General features: G+C 71.1%; 14 protein-coding genes. 9 read left to right on the plus strand and 5 right to left on the minus strand.

The window, feature by feature from the left end:
- Nucleotides 1-3: 3 nt before the first annotated feature.
- Genes Raf01_RS15870 through Raf01_RS15900 form a run of 7 tightly spaced genes read left to right on the plus strand, consistent with a single transcriptional unit; the run spans nt 4 to nt 5312 of the window.
- The gene (locus Raf01_RS15870) at nt 4-306 is read left to right on the plus strand and encodes an urease subunit gamma (RefSeq protein ID WP_203918645.1); all 303 of its coding nucleotides are present in this window, start codon (nt 4-6) and stop codon (nt 304-306) included.
- Between the two features lie 4 nt (nt 307-310).
- A complete protein-coding gene (gene ureB, locus Raf01_RS15875; RefSeq protein WP_239133644.1) occupies nt 311-733 on the plus strand; it encodes an urease subunit beta in 423 nt (140 codons plus the stop codon).
- A gap of 3 nt (nt 734-736) precedes the next feature.
- A complete protein-coding gene (locus Raf01_RS15880; protein ID WP_203918646.1) occupies nt 737-2455 on the plus strand; it encodes an urease subunit alpha in 1719 nt (572 codons plus the stop codon).
- Nucleotides 2456-2470: 15 nt separating this feature from the next.
- A complete protein-coding gene (locus Raf01_RS15885) occupies nt 2471-3025 on the plus strand; it encodes an urease accessory protein UreE (RefSeq protein WP_203918647.1) in 555 nt (184 codons plus the stop codon).
- Complete coding sequence (locus Raf01_RS15890) at nt 3025-3726, plus strand: urease accessory protein UreF (RefSeq protein WP_203918648.1); 702 nt, start codon at nt 3025-3027, stop codon at nt 3724-3726. Before Raf01_RS15885 ends, Raf01_RS15890 begins: the two co-directional genes overlap by 1 nt.
- A 24-nt stretch (nt 3727-3750) precedes the next feature.
- The gene (gene ureG, locus Raf01_RS15895; protein ID WP_203918649.1) at nt 3751-4401 is read left to right on the plus strand and encodes an urease accessory protein UreG; all 651 of its coding nucleotides are present in this window, start codon (nt 3751-3753) and stop codon (nt 4399-4401) included.
- On the plus strand, nt 4398-5312 hold the full coding sequence (locus Raf01_RS15900) for an urease accessory protein UreD (protein WP_203918650.1): 915 nt from the start codon (nt 4398-4400) through the stop codon (nt 5310-5312). Before ureG ends, Raf01_RS15900 begins: the two co-directional genes overlap by 4 nt.
- 10 nt (nt 5313-5322) lie before the next feature.
- Here Raf01_RS15900 and Raf01_RS15905 read toward each other — a convergent pair whose 3' ends face one another.
- Entirely contained in the window at nt 5323-6039 is a 717-nt protein-coding gene (locus Raf01_RS15905) for a 2OG-Fe(II) oxygenase (RefSeq protein WP_203918651.1), read from the minus strand.
- Entirely contained in the window at nt 6036-7022 is a 987-nt protein-coding gene (locus Raf01_RS15910; RefSeq protein WP_203918652.1) for a hypothetical protein, read from the minus strand. The genes Raf01_RS15905 and Raf01_RS15910 overlap by 4 nt, the downstream gene beginning before the upstream one ends.
- A gap of 105 nt (nt 7023-7127) precedes the next feature.
- On the opposite strand from Raf01_RS15910, the gene Raf01_RS15915 reads away from it, so the two are divergent.
- Nucleotides 7128-7505 (plus strand): response regulator, encoded by a 378-nt coding sequence (locus tag Raf01_RS15915; protein ID WP_203918653.1) that lies wholly within the window; start codon nt 7128-7130, stop codon nt 7503-7505.
- A gap of 58 nt (nt 7506-7563) precedes the next feature.
- Here Raf01_RS15915 and Raf01_RS15920 read toward each other — a convergent pair whose 3' ends face one another.
- The gene (locus Raf01_RS15920; RefSeq protein WP_203918654.1) at nt 7564-8217 is read right to left on the minus strand and encodes a response regulator transcription factor; all 654 of its coding nucleotides are present in this window, start codon (nt 8215-8217) and stop codon (nt 7564-7566) included.
- Nucleotides 8217-10013 (minus strand): sensor histidine kinase, encoded by a 1797-nt coding sequence (locus tag Raf01_RS15925; RefSeq protein ID WP_203918655.1) that lies wholly within the window; start codon nt 10011-10013, stop codon nt 8217-8219. Before Raf01_RS15925 ends, Raf01_RS15920 begins: the two co-directional genes overlap by 1 nt.
- A 164-nt stretch (nt 10014-10177) precedes the next feature.
- Between Raf01_RS15925 and Raf01_RS15930 the strand changes: the two genes are divergently transcribed.
- Nucleotides 10178-11341, plus strand: coding sequence for an LGFP repeat-containing protein (locus Raf01_RS15930; protein WP_203918656.1), 1164 nt, complete (start codon nt 10178-10180; stop codon nt 11339-11341).
- A 240-nt stretch (nt 11342-11581) separates the two neighbouring features.
- Here Raf01_RS15930 and Raf01_RS15935 read toward each other — a convergent pair whose 3' ends face one another.
- The gene (locus Raf01_RS15935) at nt 11582-14428 is read right to left on the minus strand and encodes a helix-turn-helix transcriptional regulator (RefSeq protein WP_239133657.1); all 2847 of its coding nucleotides are present in this window, start codon (nt 14426-14428) and stop codon (nt 11582-11584) included.
- Nucleotides 14429-14610 lie beyond the last annotated feature (182 nt).

A 14610-nucleotide genomic window follows, 5' to 3' on the forward strand; every position in this document is an offset into this window, starting at 1 on the left:
ACCATGCAGCTGACTCCGCGAGAGTTCGACAAGCTCACCATCCTCTCGGTGGCGCAGATCGCCGCCGCCCGCAAGAGCAGGGGCGTGAAGCTCAACCACCCGGAGGCGGTCGCGATGGTCGCCGCGGCGGCGCTGGAGGGCGCCCGGGAGGGCAAGACCGTCGAGGAGGTCATGCACGCCGCGAGCCACGTGCTGACCCGGGACGATGTCATGGAGGGCGTCGCCGAGATGGTGCCGATGGTTCAGGTCGAGGCGGTGTTCACCGATGGCAGCCGCCTGGTGACCGTGCACTCGCCCATCCAGTAGGGGAATGACGATGGCGGCCGAGGTGCCACCCGGCGGGTATGTGCTCGCGGACGAACCGCTGGAGCTGAACGCCGGGCGACCCACCATCCGGATCGAGGTGCGCAACACGGGAGACCGGCCGATCCAGGTGGGTTCCCACTTCCACTTCTACGAGACGAACCGGAGCCTCCAGTTCGACCGGGAGGCCGCGTTCGGTCGCCGGCTGGACATCCCGGCCAGTACCTCGGTCCGGTTCGAGCCGGGCGACCAGAAGACGGTGCAGCTCGTCCCGTACGGAGGCCGGCAACGCGTGTACGGGTTCAACGGCCTGGTCAACGGCTGGACCGGCAACGCCGCCACGCACGGGTACCAGCCGGATCGCGCGCGGGCGGCGTGGCGCGCCCTGATCCGTGACTTCACACCCCACCCAGGCGCCGACGCGGGATAGCCGATGAATCAGATCTCCCGGCAGGAGTACGCCGGACTGTTCGGTCCCACGGTGGGCGACAAGATCCGGCTTGCCGACACCGACCTCTACGTCCAGATCGAGAAGGACCTCCGGGTGCTCGGCGACGAGGCCATGTACGGAGGGGGCAAGACGCTGCGCGACGGCATGGGCTCCAACGCCGAACTCACGAACGCGCACGGCGTGCTGGACCTGGTCATCACGAATGTGACCGTGCTCGACGCGCAGCTCGGTGTCGTCAAGGCCGATGTCGGCGTGAGGGACGGGAAAATCGCCGGGATCGGCAAGGCCGGCAACCCGGACGTGATGGACGGGGTCACCCCCGGACTGGTGACCGGCCCGGGCAGTGACGCCATCTCCGGCGAACACCTCATCCTCACCGCGGGTGGCGTCGACACCCACGTGCACCTGATCTCGCCACAGCAGGCGTACGCCGCGCTCAGCAACGGCACCACCACAATCTTCGGCGGTGGAACCGGTCCCAGCGACAGCACGAACGGCGTGAACAGCACCCCCGGTCCGTGGAACCTGCACGCGATGATGCGCGCGTTCGAGGGGATTCCGGTCAATGTCGGGCTGCTGGCCAAGGGCAACAGCTCCGGCCTCGCTCCGTTGGAGGAGCAGGCCCGCGCCGGCGCGGCCGGTTACAAACTGCACGAGGACTGGGGCGCCACGCCGCAGGCGATCCGGTCGGTGCTGACCGTCGCCGAGCGCTTCGACGTCCAGGTGTCCATCCACACCGACACGTTGAACGAGAGCGGGTACGTCGAGGACACCATCGCCGCGTTCGAGGGTAGGACCATTCACACGTACCACACCGAGGGCTCCGGTGGCGGCCACGCGCCGGACATCATCACGGTCGCCGGCCAGATGAACTGCCTGCCCAGCTCGACCACGCCGACCAACCCGTACGGCGTCAACACCCAGGCCGAACTGTTCGACATGACGATGGTCGCGCACAACTTCAATCCGGCGGTGCCCTCCGATGTGGCGTTCGTCGAGAGCCGGATCCGGGCGGAGACGATCGCCGCCGAGGACGTCCTGCACGACCTGGGCGTCATCTCCATGATGGCCAGCGATTCGCAGGCGATGGGACGCGTCGGCGAGAACTGGCTGCGGACCGTGCAGTTGGCCAGCGTGATGAAGACGGCCCGGGGCAAGCTGCCTGAGGATTCGCCGGACAACGACAACTTCCGGGTACTGCGGTACCTGGCCAAGGTGACCATCAACCCGGCCATCACCCAGGGCGTCGCGTACCTGGTCGGCTCCGTCACCGCCGGCAAGATGGCCGACCTCGTGCTGTGGGAGCCGGCCTTCTTCGGCGCGAAACCCAAGATGGTCATCAAGAACGGGATGATTGTCTGGTCGGTCATGGGCGATCCCAACGCGTCGCTGCCGACTCCGCAGCCGGTGTACTACCGGCCGATGTTCGGCGCGTACGGCACCGCGCTCGCGGACAGCTGCGTGACGTTCATGTCGCAGGCCGGCTGCGAGGCGGGCGTGGGGGAGCGGCTGGGCCTGCGGCGCCGGGTCCTTCCGGTACGCGGGACCCGCGGGCTCACCAAACGCGAAATGGTCCGCAACGATGCCCTGCCGAACATCGAGGTGGATCCGGAGACGTTCGCGGTGAAGGTCAACGGGGTGCACGCGACGGTCGCCCCGGCGAAGAACCTCCCGCTGTCCCAGCTGTACTTCTTCAGCTAACCGGAGGGCTGCGAGATGCTCGTGGAATCGGTACTGGGCAACGCCTGTGAGCCCGACTGGGCGACGCGGCTCGCCGCGGCCAGGGTGGACAGCCTGCCACTGGACCAGTGGGAGGCGCAGAAGACCCGACTGCGCAAGCGGACGCTGGACGGCGCCGAGGTGGCGCTGTCGCTGCGCCGGGGCAGCCGGCTGCGCGACGGTGACATCCTGCACTGGAACGGCGCGGCGGCCACGGCGATCGTCGCCCGGATCCAGCTCGGCGAGGTGATGGTCGTCGACCTGACCGCGCTGGAGAAGGAGCCAACCGATCTCGGTCTGCGCACGGCCGTCGAACTCGGGCACGCGATCGGCAACCAGCACTGGCCCGCGGTGGTGAAGGGCAGCCGGGTGTACGTGCCGCTGACCGTGGACCGGAAGGTGATGGACGCCGTGATGCGTACCCACGACCTCGCCGGCGTGTGCCACTCGTTCGTACCCGGAACCGAAGTCATCGCATACCTCGCGCCGCACGAGTCCCGCCGGTTGTTCGGCGGCGCGGGTGCGACGCCGCACTCGCACAGCGACGAGTGATGGGGGTGCCCGCGCCGGGCATCCCGGCGGCCCTCGCACTGCTCCAGTTCGGCGACTCGATGTTCCCGGTCGGCACGTTCGCGTTCTCCGGCGGGCTGGAGTCCGCGGTCCAGCACGGAGTCGTCCGCGACCGGGCCGGCCTGGAGGAGTTCACCCGCACCGTGACCCACCTGGCCGCCACCGGCGACGGCGTCGCGCTGCTCGCCGGGTACCGCGGCGCCGCCGCCGGGGACCTGAACCGGATCCGCGACGCCGACGAGGCGGTGCACCTCCGGAAGCTGTCGGAAGAAGCCCGGACGATGACCGTGCGGATGGGCCGCAAACTGGCCGAGGCGGCCTCCCGCATCGTCGGGGACTCGATGCTCGACAGGCGGCTGCGCCAGGCCGCCACCGACCGGGTGCCGGTCACCTACCCGGTCGCCCTCGGCGTCCTGTTCGCCGGGCTCGGACTGTCCGAACAGGACGCGTTCGCCGCGCACCAGTACGGCGTCGCGGTCATGGTGCTCGGCGCCGCCCTGCGCCTGATGCGCGTCGACCACCTCGACACCCAGGCGATCCTGTACGCGACGGCCGCGAGTGCCGCGCAGGACTACCAACGGGCTGCCGGCGCGCACCTCGACGACATGGCGACCTTCGGCCCGGTCATCGACGTGCTGGCGGCCGCACACGTCCACGCGCACGTGCGCATGTTCATGAATTGAGCGGACAGCTTCGGGAGAACAGTCATGAAAACCATCTGCCGGATCGGCATCGGCGGCCCGGTCGGAAGCGGCAAGACAGCGGTCATCGAGGCCATCGTGCCCCGGCTGGTCGCCGGCGGGCTGCGAGTCCTCGTGGTCACCAACGACGTGGTCACCACCGAGGACGCCAAGCACGTCCGGCGCGCGCTGACCGGGGTACTGGTGGCCGAACGCATCATCGGCGTGGAAACCGGCGCCTGCCCGCACACGGCGATCCGCGAGGACCCGAGCATGAACCTCGCGGCGGTGGAAGACATGGAGGCCCGGTTCCCGGACACCGACCTGGTGCTCATCGAGAGCGGCGGGGACAACCTCACCCTCACCTTCAGCCCGGCCCTGGTCGACTACTTCATCTACGTCATCGACGTAGCCGCCGGAGACAAGGTCCCGCGCAAGAACGGTCCGGGCATCTCCCAGTCGGACATCCTCGTCATCAACAAGACCGACCTCGCCCCGCACGTCGAGGCCGATCTGGACGTCATGGCGCGGGACGCGACCGCGATGCGCGGCGGCAAACCCTTCGTCTTCACCAACTGCAAGACCGGCGACGGCATCGACGCGCTGATCACCCTGGTCCGGCACAACGCGCTGTTCGACCTGGCGTCCACGCCGGATCCGGTGGACGTACCCGCGTGATCGAGCTCGACGACGCACCGGAACTGGCGCCGTACCACGATGAGCCGGCACAGCTGCCCAGTGCCGCACCGGGCAAGGTCGGCCTGCTGCGGTTGGCCTTCGAGCACCGAGCCGGCCGGACGGTTCTCGCCGACCTGTACCGGCAGGCTCCGCTGCTGGCGCAGCGGGCGCTGTACTGGGATCCGGAGATGCCCGAGTTGGCCTGCGTGTACGTCATCTCGACGTCCGGCGGGATCCTGCAGGGCGACCGGTACCGGATCGACGTGTCCCTCGGCGCGGGCGCCCGGGCGCTCGTCACCACCCAGGCGGCCACGAAGATCCAGGCGATGGACGCGAACTACGCCTCCCAGATCCAACGGCTCGACCTCGCCGAGAACGCCTACCTGGAATGTCTCCCGGAGCCCGTCGTCCCGTACCGGCACAGCAGGTTCATCACGCACACCACCGTCACGCTGCCGGAGTCCGCCACCCTGCTGTACGCGGAGACCCTGCTGCCCGGCCGCACACACCACGGGGGTGGGGAAGTGTTCCAGTACGACCTGTTCTCCTCCACGCTGCGCGCGGGCCGCCCGCACGGACCGGATCTGTTCGTGGACAAATTCGTGGTGGCTCCGGGACGGTGGCCGACCGACCGCCTCGGCGTGCTCGGCGACTTCCAGGTGCTGGGCAGCGCAGTTCTGCTGACCGCGCCCGGCTGTGCCCGCCGGGTGTTCGACCGGACACCACCGTCCTGGGATGGCGATGTGCCGCTCGCGGCCGGAGTCTCCCGGCTGCCCAATGACGCCGGGCTGATGTACAGGGTGCTCGGGATGGAGACCGAACCGGTGCGGGCGAAGGTACGCGAGTTCTGTGCGTTGGCACGCAGGGAAGCGGTCGGCCGAGGTGTCCCGCCGGTACCCGCGTGGCGCTGAGAGTCCGGCGTCAGGGGGCCTGCGGTCGGGTGGCGGGCTTGTGGAAGAAGCCGGCGACGGAGACGCGGGCCGCTTGGCCGGCGGAGGCGTCGACCTTGGTCAGGACGTGTTGGGCGGTCGGCGAGATGAACACGATGCGGTTCGGCCTGGGCAGGATGACCTGCGCCAGTCCGGGATCGAACACGCGGGCGGTCTCATCGTCGTCGTTGAGGAACGCGGGCATCAGCTCGCCGCCGGCGAGGTCGCGCCGCGGGGTCTGGGGATCCAACACCATGAGGTGTCCGCCCCAGTGCAGTTTCCAGTGCGGGTGCGCGAAGTAGGTGAACGCACCGGTGTAGCGGGCGCCGTCCTGGTGCAGCGACAGCCCGGAGCCGGCCGGGTATATCCAGGGTGCGAACGACAGCGCCTCCCACGCGTCGAGGTTGCCGACCACGGACGCGACGTCGGGTACCCGTGCCACGATCCAGTCGACGAGGCGGTCCAGCGGGGTACCGGTCGGGTACCGGGGCGTGCGCGGCCGGCCGACGGGCCGCGGGTGGTACCAGCCGGCCTTGGCGGTCAACGGGTTCCCGTCGGTCAGCCGCCAGACTTTGTGCCACCGCTGCGCGTGTACCGAGGCGTACTCGACTCCGTTGAGGTACCGGAAGAGGGCGGCGAACTGGTCGGCGGGGAGTACGTCGTCGTAGACCACGGCCTCGTCGGACTTGTACCGCGGAATGCTTGTCACGATCCCTCCAGTTCGGCGCGTATCACGTCCCGCAGCGCGGGTATCGTCAGCCGACCGGGCGCCCGGAGCTGCCCGAGGTCGATGACCTCGTCCGGGTCTGGACCCGGTTCGGGTCCGGGTCCGGGATCGGGGTCTGGGTCAGGACCGGGATCCGGGTCGGGATCGGGGTCTGGACCCGGTTCGGGCCCAGGATCGGGATCGGGTCCGGGATCGGGGTCCGGTTGGGGTCCGGGATCCGGATCGGGATCCGGGTCCGGATCGGGATCCGGGTCCGGCTCGGGATCCGGGTCCGGCTCGGGTCCGGGGTCCGGTTGGGGTCCGGGGTCCGGGTCGGGGTCCGGGTCTGGGTCGGGATCGGGGTCTGGGTCCGGATCGGGATCCGGGTCGGGCCGCGGGTCCGGCTCCACGACGTCCGGGTCCGGGTCGGGGAACGGGCCGACCGGCCCGTCGTCCGGTTCGGGCGTCCCGTGGACCGGGACCGTCTCGTCGGACCGCACCTCACCGTTGCCGTCGAGGACCTCGGTGCGCTCGCTGCCGTTGCCGCGACCGTCGACGGTCGTCGTCCTGATCGTCGTCTCGCCAGTCGTGAGATCCTTGGTGACCTCGGTCGTACTTCTGGTCCCGTCCGCCTTCTGGACGTCCGACCCCCGGGTCTCCCGAGTGCCGCTCGCATCCGACTCGGTCGTGGACCAGTCGTGTACCGTCTCGCCCTTCTGGTGTTCGCCGTCGGGTGTGTCCTGCCGGTACTCCGTGGTGTGGTGCTCCTCGTGGTAGGTCTGCCCGGTGTCCGGATCCCGGATGTCCGTGGTGCGGTCGACATGCCCGTTGCCCGACTGGTCGGTGCCGCGTACCTCGTCACCCGTTGCCGTGACCCGCCCCTGATCGTCCACGTGCTCGAGGTGGGTGTAGACCTTTCCGCCGGACTCGGAGCTGGACTTCTTGATGTACCCGCCCGATCCGTCCGGCCGCACGCTCTCTGTCACTGTCCCTCGATCCTGTCCCACTCGGTGGAGGCCGTGCCCCGATGGTGCGGGCGAACCGGGCGCCGCACATCAGTGCTGACCCTGATGTCGGGACGGCGGCGGCGGGTGAAGCTCGTCCGGGAGGCCGCGATGGTGACGGTGGTGATTGTCGATGACCACGCCGGCTTCCGCGCGATGGCGCGGGCGCTGCTGCTGGATGGCGGGTTCCAGGTCGTCGGGGAGGCCGCCACCGGCGGGCAGGCGCTCGCGGTGGTGGCTGAGCTGGCCCCCGAGGTGGTGCTGCTCGACGTGCGGCTGCCCGACCTGGACGGGTTCACCGTCTGCCGGACGCTGAGAGACACCGGCTCGGCGGCCCGGGTGGTGCTCTGCTCGATCGGTGCCGGGGCGGATTACGGCTCTCGGGTGCGTGACTGCGGCGCGGCCGGCTTCCTTCCGAAGGCCGCGCTGACCGCCGACGCGGTGCGTAGGCTGTGTGGTGCGTAGGCCGTGCGGTGCGTAGGAGGCTCTGCGGTGCGTAGGACGCTATGCGGTGCGTAGGACGCTATGCGGTGCGCAGGTAGGCGACGACGGCCAGGACGCGCCGGTGGTAGTCGGGCTCGGGCGGCAGGTCCAGGCGTAGGAAGATGCTGCGCACGTGTGACTCCACAGTCTTCGGGGTCAGGCATAGCTGCGCCGCGATCGCCACGTTGGAACGGCCGGTGGCCATCAGGGCAAGCACCTCCCGTTCGCGCGCGGTCAACCGTCCCAGCGGTTGTTCGCGCCGCCGGTCGGCGAGCATCACCGCGACGACGGCCGGGTCGACCGCGCAGCCGCCGCGGGCAACGCGGTGCAGCGCGTCCAGGAACTCGGTCACGCTGGCGACCCGTTCCTTCAGCAGGTACCCCACGCCACGGGCGCTGCCGCTCAGCAGGTCGGCCAGGTAGCGCGACTCGAGGTGCTGGGAGAGCACCAGCACACCGACGCCGGGATGGGCGGCCCGGATCCGCACGGCGGCCTCAAGCCCCTCCAGGCGGTGGGTCGGCGGCATCCGGACGTCCACCACGGCAACGTCCGGCCGGTGCGTGACGACCGCGTCCCACAACGCGTCCGGATCGCCGACCTCGGCCGCGACCTCGAAACCGTGATGGCCCAGCAGCGTGCCGATCGCGCTACGCACGAGAACGGCATCATCGGCGAGCACCACCCGTACCGGCATCACGCGCCTCCCGGGAGGACCGCCGACACCGACGTACCGTGTCCGGGCGCGCTGCGCAGCACGAGGTCGCCGTCGAGCGCGCGTACCCGGTCGGTCAGCCCGAGCAGACCCGACCCACCCGCCAGGTCCGCCCCGCCGATCCCGTCGTCGACCACCTCGACGCGCAGCACTGTGCCGTCGTAGCCGACCCGGACCTGGACCCGGTTGGCTCGCGCGTGCTTCATCACGTTGGTCAGCGCCTCCGCGACCACCCGGTACGCCGTCTCCTCCACTGGCGTGGGGAGCCGGGGCAGCGGCGGCGCGGTCAGCGCGACCGGTACCGGCGCCCGTTCGACCAGCGACTCCAGCGCGGGTACGAGACCCAGCTCGGACAGGATCGCCGGGTGCATGCCCCGGACCAGTTCCCGGAGTTCCGCCAGCGCGGCTTCGAGACTGTCGGCGCAGGCACGGGTCAACGCTCGCAGCCGCGGATCGGCGTCCGGCGGAAGGCTTTCGTCGACCATCCGCACGCCGATCGCGGCGGCCACCACGCTCTGCTGTACGCCGTCGTGCAGGTCCCGTTCCATCCGCCGGCGTTCCTCGGAACCGGCGGCGACGATCCGGGCGCGGGAGTCACGCACCTCGGCCAACTGCGCGCGCACCTCGGCGGTCAGCCGCTGGTTGTCCAGCAGCAGGCCGGCGGCTGCCGTGGCGGCCTCCAGGACGTGCGGATCGTCCAGCAGCGCGGCGTCGTGGACCAGCCCGGCGACCCGGCGGCCGTCGCGCTCGACGAACGTCACCACCCGACCCGGCGGCGGGACGGGCAGCGGGATTCCCTCGGCGTCGACAAGCTGCCCGCCGTCCGGGCGCCAGTAGCCGATGCGCAGCGATCGGTCGCCCAGCGCGACGGCCAGCCGGTCGCGCAACCGCGCCGGAGTGAACGGCCGCTGGAGGTCGATGAGCAGTGCGGCGACCCCGGTCCGGCCGAGCCTGACCCGCAGCACGCCGGCGAGGAACCCCAGCGGCAGCAGGCAGAAGGCCACCCCGTACACCTCAAGGCAGATCAGCCGCGCAAGCGTCCCGTCGGCGGCGGCGCTGCTGGCAGCGGACGCCACCGCGCCGACCAGCCCGGTGAGGAAGACCGGGGCGAGCAGCCGCCGCTGCGGCGCGCTGGCCGCGAACCATCGCCGCAGCAACACCACCGCGATGCCCACGGCGACAGCCGCGCCGAGGCCGTACACCAGCCCGCCGATCACCTTGACGGCTCCGTCCGAGGGGTACCCGAGCAGCAGGTTGGCCGCGCGTTCCCGGCCGCGGTCGCGCGGGTCGACGAACACGACGCCCAGCGGCGAGAGCCCGAGGGCGGTGGCGTAGGCGATGCCGACCAGCCACCGCTCGACCGCCGAGCCGAGCCGTCCGGTCGGGAACGCGAGGACCAGGTGGGCGAGGAACCCGTTCGATGCCGTACCGAGCATCAAGCCGGCCGTGTACGCCAGCCGGCCGTGGGAAAACTGCAGATCCTCGGCGAACCAACCCACGCCGACGAGCACCATCAGGAACCCGATCGGGTTGTCGCGGCGCCGGTGGAACGCAAGCAGGCCGGCGCCGATGAACAGCACGCCGCTGACCCCACCGAACACGGTATCGGCGACGGAGTGGGTGGCGTCCCGCGCCTTGAGCGGCAGAACACTCGCGGCGACCAACAGCCCGAGCGCCGCCGCGGCGTAGACGGTGAGCGGGTTGCCGGCCCGTGGGTCCGAGGCGGCGAGCTGACCGCGTCCGGCGAGGGTGGCTCCCGTTGCCCGCCACGGAATCACGCGGCCAGAATGCGGCCGGTGCCCGCCGGGGTCAACCGCGGGTCATGAACCCGACACGCCGGCGTCCGCTCCGGTGTGCCATTTCAGGGCTGGCCCTGATGCCGGGCCTCGCCGGCGGCGGGACGCTGGCCGGCAGACAGCGGTACCCAGAGATTGGAGCCGACATGCCCGGTCCACACGACGGCCCGGAAATCCTCGCCGCGCACCTGCCACCCGGCTTCGGGCCGCCGCTCGATTCGCTGCTCGACGCCCACTTCGTGGCCGCGCGGGACGCCATCCACCAGAAGGCCGCACAGCTCTCGCCCGGGTTCACCGGCGCCGCCAACGGCGCCATCCAGTCCGCGCCCGGCATCTTCGCCGACGAGAAGGTCTACTTCCAGCGGTACGACAACTGCACCGTCTACTTCGGACCGCGCACCGGTGCCCACGAGATTCACGGCGGCATCCGGTCGAAGTACGACTCGATCAACGGACTGGAACTGCTCGGCGTCCCGGTCACCGACGAGACGCCGTGCCCGGACGGGACGGGCCGGTACAACCACTTCGACAAGGACGGGTCCATTTACTGGCACCCGGACACCGGTCCGTTCTGGATCAATGGGGCGCTGCGCGGCGAGTGGGGCCGCCGCGGTTGGGAGAAGGGCTCGCTGGGGTACCCGTTGCGGGACACCTTCCAGCCGGTACCGGAGCAGTCCGCCGTGCTGTTCCAGGCGGGCGCCTTGTGCTACGACGGGCAGCGGGTGACCGACGCGCCATCGGCCTACCTGGACCGGGATTCACTGCTGACGTACGTGTGGCGGACCTTCGACCGCATCGTGCACCAGAGCCCGGACAACATCGGCCTGTACCCGCAGCATTCGATCGACGCGGTCAGCAACTCGTACGGCGACTTCGTCCGCGCCCGCAACCGGGTCATCACGTTCACCATCAACGGCTTCCACGACGCCGGTCTGCTACTGCCCGACCAGAACTGGTCCGCCCACTTCCAGGTACTCGTGCAGGAGGCCGACTTCCACACGCCGCCCCCGGACGCGGCGCAGGACCATCCCGGGTACGACCTGATCGCCAGCCACCTGGGAAACACGGTCGACGCCAGCGGGATCGGGCCGGGAGCGGTCGCGGACGGAATCTCGCACGCGATATCCGGTGCGTTCCCCATCCGGTTGGCGGCGCCCGATCCGCGCCAGCCCTTGTTCCCCCGGGTCAGTGGGTTCATCGGCGCCCTGGTCGCCCCCGACGGTGGCGTGGGCCTGCTGTTCGCGGACACTGACGCCGGACGGTTCGCGGCTCTGGCGGCCCGCCAGGCCATCGAGGCGGGGCTGAGATAACCGCACCGCGGCCCCGGGGTCCGGTCGGGGAACGACCTCCGCCGCGGCTCCGTCCTCGCCCACGGCTCCGTCCTCGCCCACGGCTCCGTCCTCGCCCGCGAGTCCGAGAGCCGCGGGCGTGGACTCGATGAATTCGCGCAGAGCGGGCGTCTGGGTCGCGTCCGCTCTGCTCTGGATCAGGCCCGCGAGTTCGGCTCGCTGCTCGGCGGTGAGGCGACTCAACCGCCAAGGCCGATGCTGTCAGTCCAGTTCGGAAGGCGCCGGGCGGGACAGGTAGCGGATCAGCTCCGGGCGCGAGCGCAGGTTCAGTTTGCGGTAGATGTTCCCGAGGTGGTATTCGACGGTCTTGGGGGACAGGAAGATGCGGGTCGCGATCTGCCGGTTGGTCAGGCCCTCCGCGGCGTGCAGGGCGATCTGTCGTTCCTGGACGGTCAGTTGCCCGGTGGCGTGGTCGTCACGGCTCGGGGTCTGTCGGCCGGTCGCGTTGATCTCGGCGCGGCACCGCCGTGCCCACCCCTGAGCACCGATCGCCTCGAAAAGCGGCAGCGCCGCGTGCAGTTGCCTGCGCGCGTCCCGGCGGCGCTTGGCCCGGCGCAGGCGCTGCCCGTAGCACAGGAGCGTGCGGGCCCGCTCCAGCGGCAGCACCGCCGGATCACACGCCGCCAACGCCGTGGCGAACGCGTCGTCGAGGCCTCGCTCGGCGGCGATCAATCCCTGGACGCGGGCTACCGCCGCCCGGGTGGTGATCCGGCCAGTACCCGCGTCCAGCTGCCGCACGAGGTCCGCAGCCTGGTCCGGACGGGACAGATGGGCGTACGCCTCGGCCAGGTTGCCCGTGACGGGAAGCCAGCCCGGCTCCGTGATGCCACCGCGAAGCTGCGCGGACCGGATCCACTCCAGGTCGGTGACGGCGTCGGTCCAGCGGGCCGCGACAACCGCCGACATCCCGTGGGCGTACCGGATCCGGGCCTCGATGTCCCGGAATCCCGGGGGCATGAGCAGCCGACAGGAGTCGACGCGCGCCAGCGCCTGGGCCTCCTCCCCGAGCAGGGCCTCCACCAGTGCCAACATGGCCAGGGCGTTCGCCCGCTGCGCGGGCAGGCCGACCTGTTCCGCGATCAGTACCGCCTCGGTGGCTGCCCGGTACGCGGCGTGCAGCCGACCGGTGCGGTACTCGAGCCCGGCGAGGCGGGTCAGGGCGTACGCCAGCAGGAAGACATCGTTCGCCGCGCGCGCCTCGCCGATTTCGCGTTCCAGCAGTGAGCGCGCGGTGTCGTAGTCTTCGAGCCAGCAGAGCACCTCGGCCAGTTCCGCCGCCGAGCCGTCCGCGCGGTTTCCGCAGGCGGTCACACAGTCGCGGGCGAGTGCGGCGCCGCCGGGCAGCCCCGCCAGCACCTGGGCGGCGGCCAGCCTGATCGGTCCCTTCGGCCAGGTCGCGGCCGAGGCGTGAGCGGCCTGCGTGATGTCCCAGGCGTGAGCGGTGTCCGAAGCGTGAGCGGTGTCCGAGGCGCCAGCGGTGCCAGCGGTGCCCGAGATCAGTTCCATGGCTCTCGTGCACACCGACAGCATCCCGGCGACATCGAGGCGTGGCCAGCACTGGTTGACGGCGGCGCTCATCATCTTGCCCGCGCTGACCGGGTCGGTGCGCGCATACGCCTCCGCTTCGGCCAGGTACGTCTCGTCGACCGTGTCGGTGCCGCCGTGCTGCTGGGCGAGGTGCACCTGCAGCGCCTTTATCTGGCAGCGCAGGTCGCCGCGCTGGGTGAGGGCAAGCAACTCGTCGGCCAGGGCCATCGCGTGCACGCCGGAGCCGGCGTTGGTCCACGCCCGGACCGCCCCGTACAGCCGGGATGCCCGCCTCTCCGGGTCGGGTGTGAGCCGGGCGGCCCGCTCGTACGCTCGCGCCTCGGCCACCACCCCGCCCCGGCGTTGCGCCCGTTCGGCCGTCTCGGCCAGCAGCGCGGCGGCTTCCTCGTCCGGTCCGGTGGCGGCCGCCGCGAGGTGCCACGCGCGCCGGTCCATCTCATCGGCACCCGTCAACACTGCCGCGATCGCGAGGTGCGCGGACCTGCGTTGCCCTGGACCGACCGCGCTGTGCAGCGCGGCGCGCACCAGTGGATGCCGGAACGTCACCTCCTGCCCGCGTACCCCGATCAGCCCGGCGTCGACCGCGGGATCCAACACACCCAGGTCCAGTCCCTCGACCTTCAGCGCCTGATCGAGCAGAGCCAGTGCGCTGGCTTCGGAAACGGCGCAGATGGTCAGGGCCTGCCGGGTGGCTTCAGGCAGGTTGCGGGCCTCCGCCAGAAAGGCCCTCTCGATGCGGTCCGCCACCGGCAGCGGGTGCTCCAGCGGAGCGCGGCCCTGCCGTTGGGCCTCGGTCAGGATCGCCGGCAACTCGATCAGGGCCAGCGGATTGCCCGCGGTGGCGGCGACCAGCTCGGCTGCCGCCCGCCGGCCCAGGCCGGACCGCATGGCCAGCCGGAGCCCGCTGTCGGACGTCAGCCCGGACAGCGGCAACTCGGGCAGGCCGGGTGCGTCGAAGCTCGACGCGTCCCGGGCGGCGAAGACGATCGCGACCCGGTCGGCGAGCAACCGCCGTGCGGTGAACAGCAGCGCCTCGGCGGAGGCGTGGTCGATCCAGTGCGCGTCGTCGACGAGGCACAGTACCGGCGCCCGCTCGGCCACCGTCGCGAGGAGGCTCAGGGTCGCCACGTACGCGGCCAGCCGGTTGACCGGTCCGGCTCCGCCGATCGCGAACGTGGCCCGCAGCGCGTCCGCCTGCTGCGTCGGCAGTTCATCGAGTGACTCCAGCAGCGGTCGGGCGAGCTCATACAAGGCGGAGAAGGGCAGTTCCGCCTCGAACGGCACTCCCTTGGCGCGCAGTACCCGCATCCCGTCGGCCCGCGCACAGCAGTACTCCAGCAGCGCCGTCTTGCCGACGCCGGCCGCACCGCGGATCACCAGAGCACCGCCGCGGCCCTGGTCCGCGGCGGCCAGCAACTCATCCAGCCGGCGGCGCTCACTGGCCCGCCCGACCAGACCCCCGTCCTCGCCATCTCCGGCCGCCGCCCCGCCGGTAACCATCGGACTCACCGCTCAGGTGTCCTCCGCACACCCGGACGCTAGTGCCTGCCCGATCCGCTCGGGCGAATCCGACAGGAACCCGACATACCCGAGGCCGGCATCGACTAGGAGGTTCCCCGATCCGCGCAGCACCCGCCGATCCCTAGCGTTGCCGACGAACACGCGGGTTCGAGCGTCCGCGG

This window comes from Rugosimonospora africana, assembly GCF_016862975.1.
Classification (GTDB): Bacteria; Actinomycetota; Actinomycetes; order Mycobacteriales; family Micromonosporaceae; genus Rugosimonospora; species Rugosimonospora africana.

What these genes read in the sequence shown, in the direction of transcription:
- Raf01_RS15880 (WP_203918646.1), top strand. Translation starts at nt 737, where the DNA reads ATGAATCAGATCTCCCGGCAGGAGTACGCCGGACTGTTCGGTCCCACG.
- Raf01_RS15890 (WP_203918648.1), top strand. Translation starts at nt 3,025, where the DNA reads ATGGGGGTGCCCGCGCCGGGCATCCCGGCGGCCCTCGCACTGCTCCAG.
- ureB (WP_239133644.1), top strand. Translation starts at nt 311, where the DNA reads ATGACGATGGCGGCCGAGGTGCCACCCGGCGGGTATGTGCTCGCGGAC.
- Raf01_RS15935 (WP_239133657.1), bottom strand. Translation starts at nt 14,428, where the DNA reads ATGGTTACCGGCGGGGCGGCGGCCGGAGATGGCGAGGACGGGGGTCTG.
- Raf01_RS15885 (WP_203918647.1), top strand. Translation starts at nt 2,471, where the DNA reads ATGCTCGTGGAATCGGTACTGGGCAACGCCTGTGAGCCCGACTGGGCG.
- ureG (WP_203918649.1), top strand. Translation starts at nt 3,751, where the DNA reads ATGAAAACCATCTGCCGGATCGGCATCGGCGGCCCGGTCGGAAGCGGC.
- Raf01_RS15920 (WP_203918654.1), bottom strand. Translation starts at nt 8,217, where the DNA reads ATGCCGGTACGGGTGGTGCTCGCCGATGATGCCGTTCTCGTGCGTAGC.
- Raf01_RS15870 (WP_203918645.1), top strand. Translation starts at nt 4, where the DNA reads ATGCAGCTGACTCCGCGAGAGTTCGACAAGCTCACCATCCTCTCGGTG.
- Raf01_RS15930 (WP_203918656.1), top strand. Translation starts at nt 10,178, where the DNA reads ATGCCCGGTCCACACGACGGCCCGGAAATCCTCGCCGCGCACCTGCCA.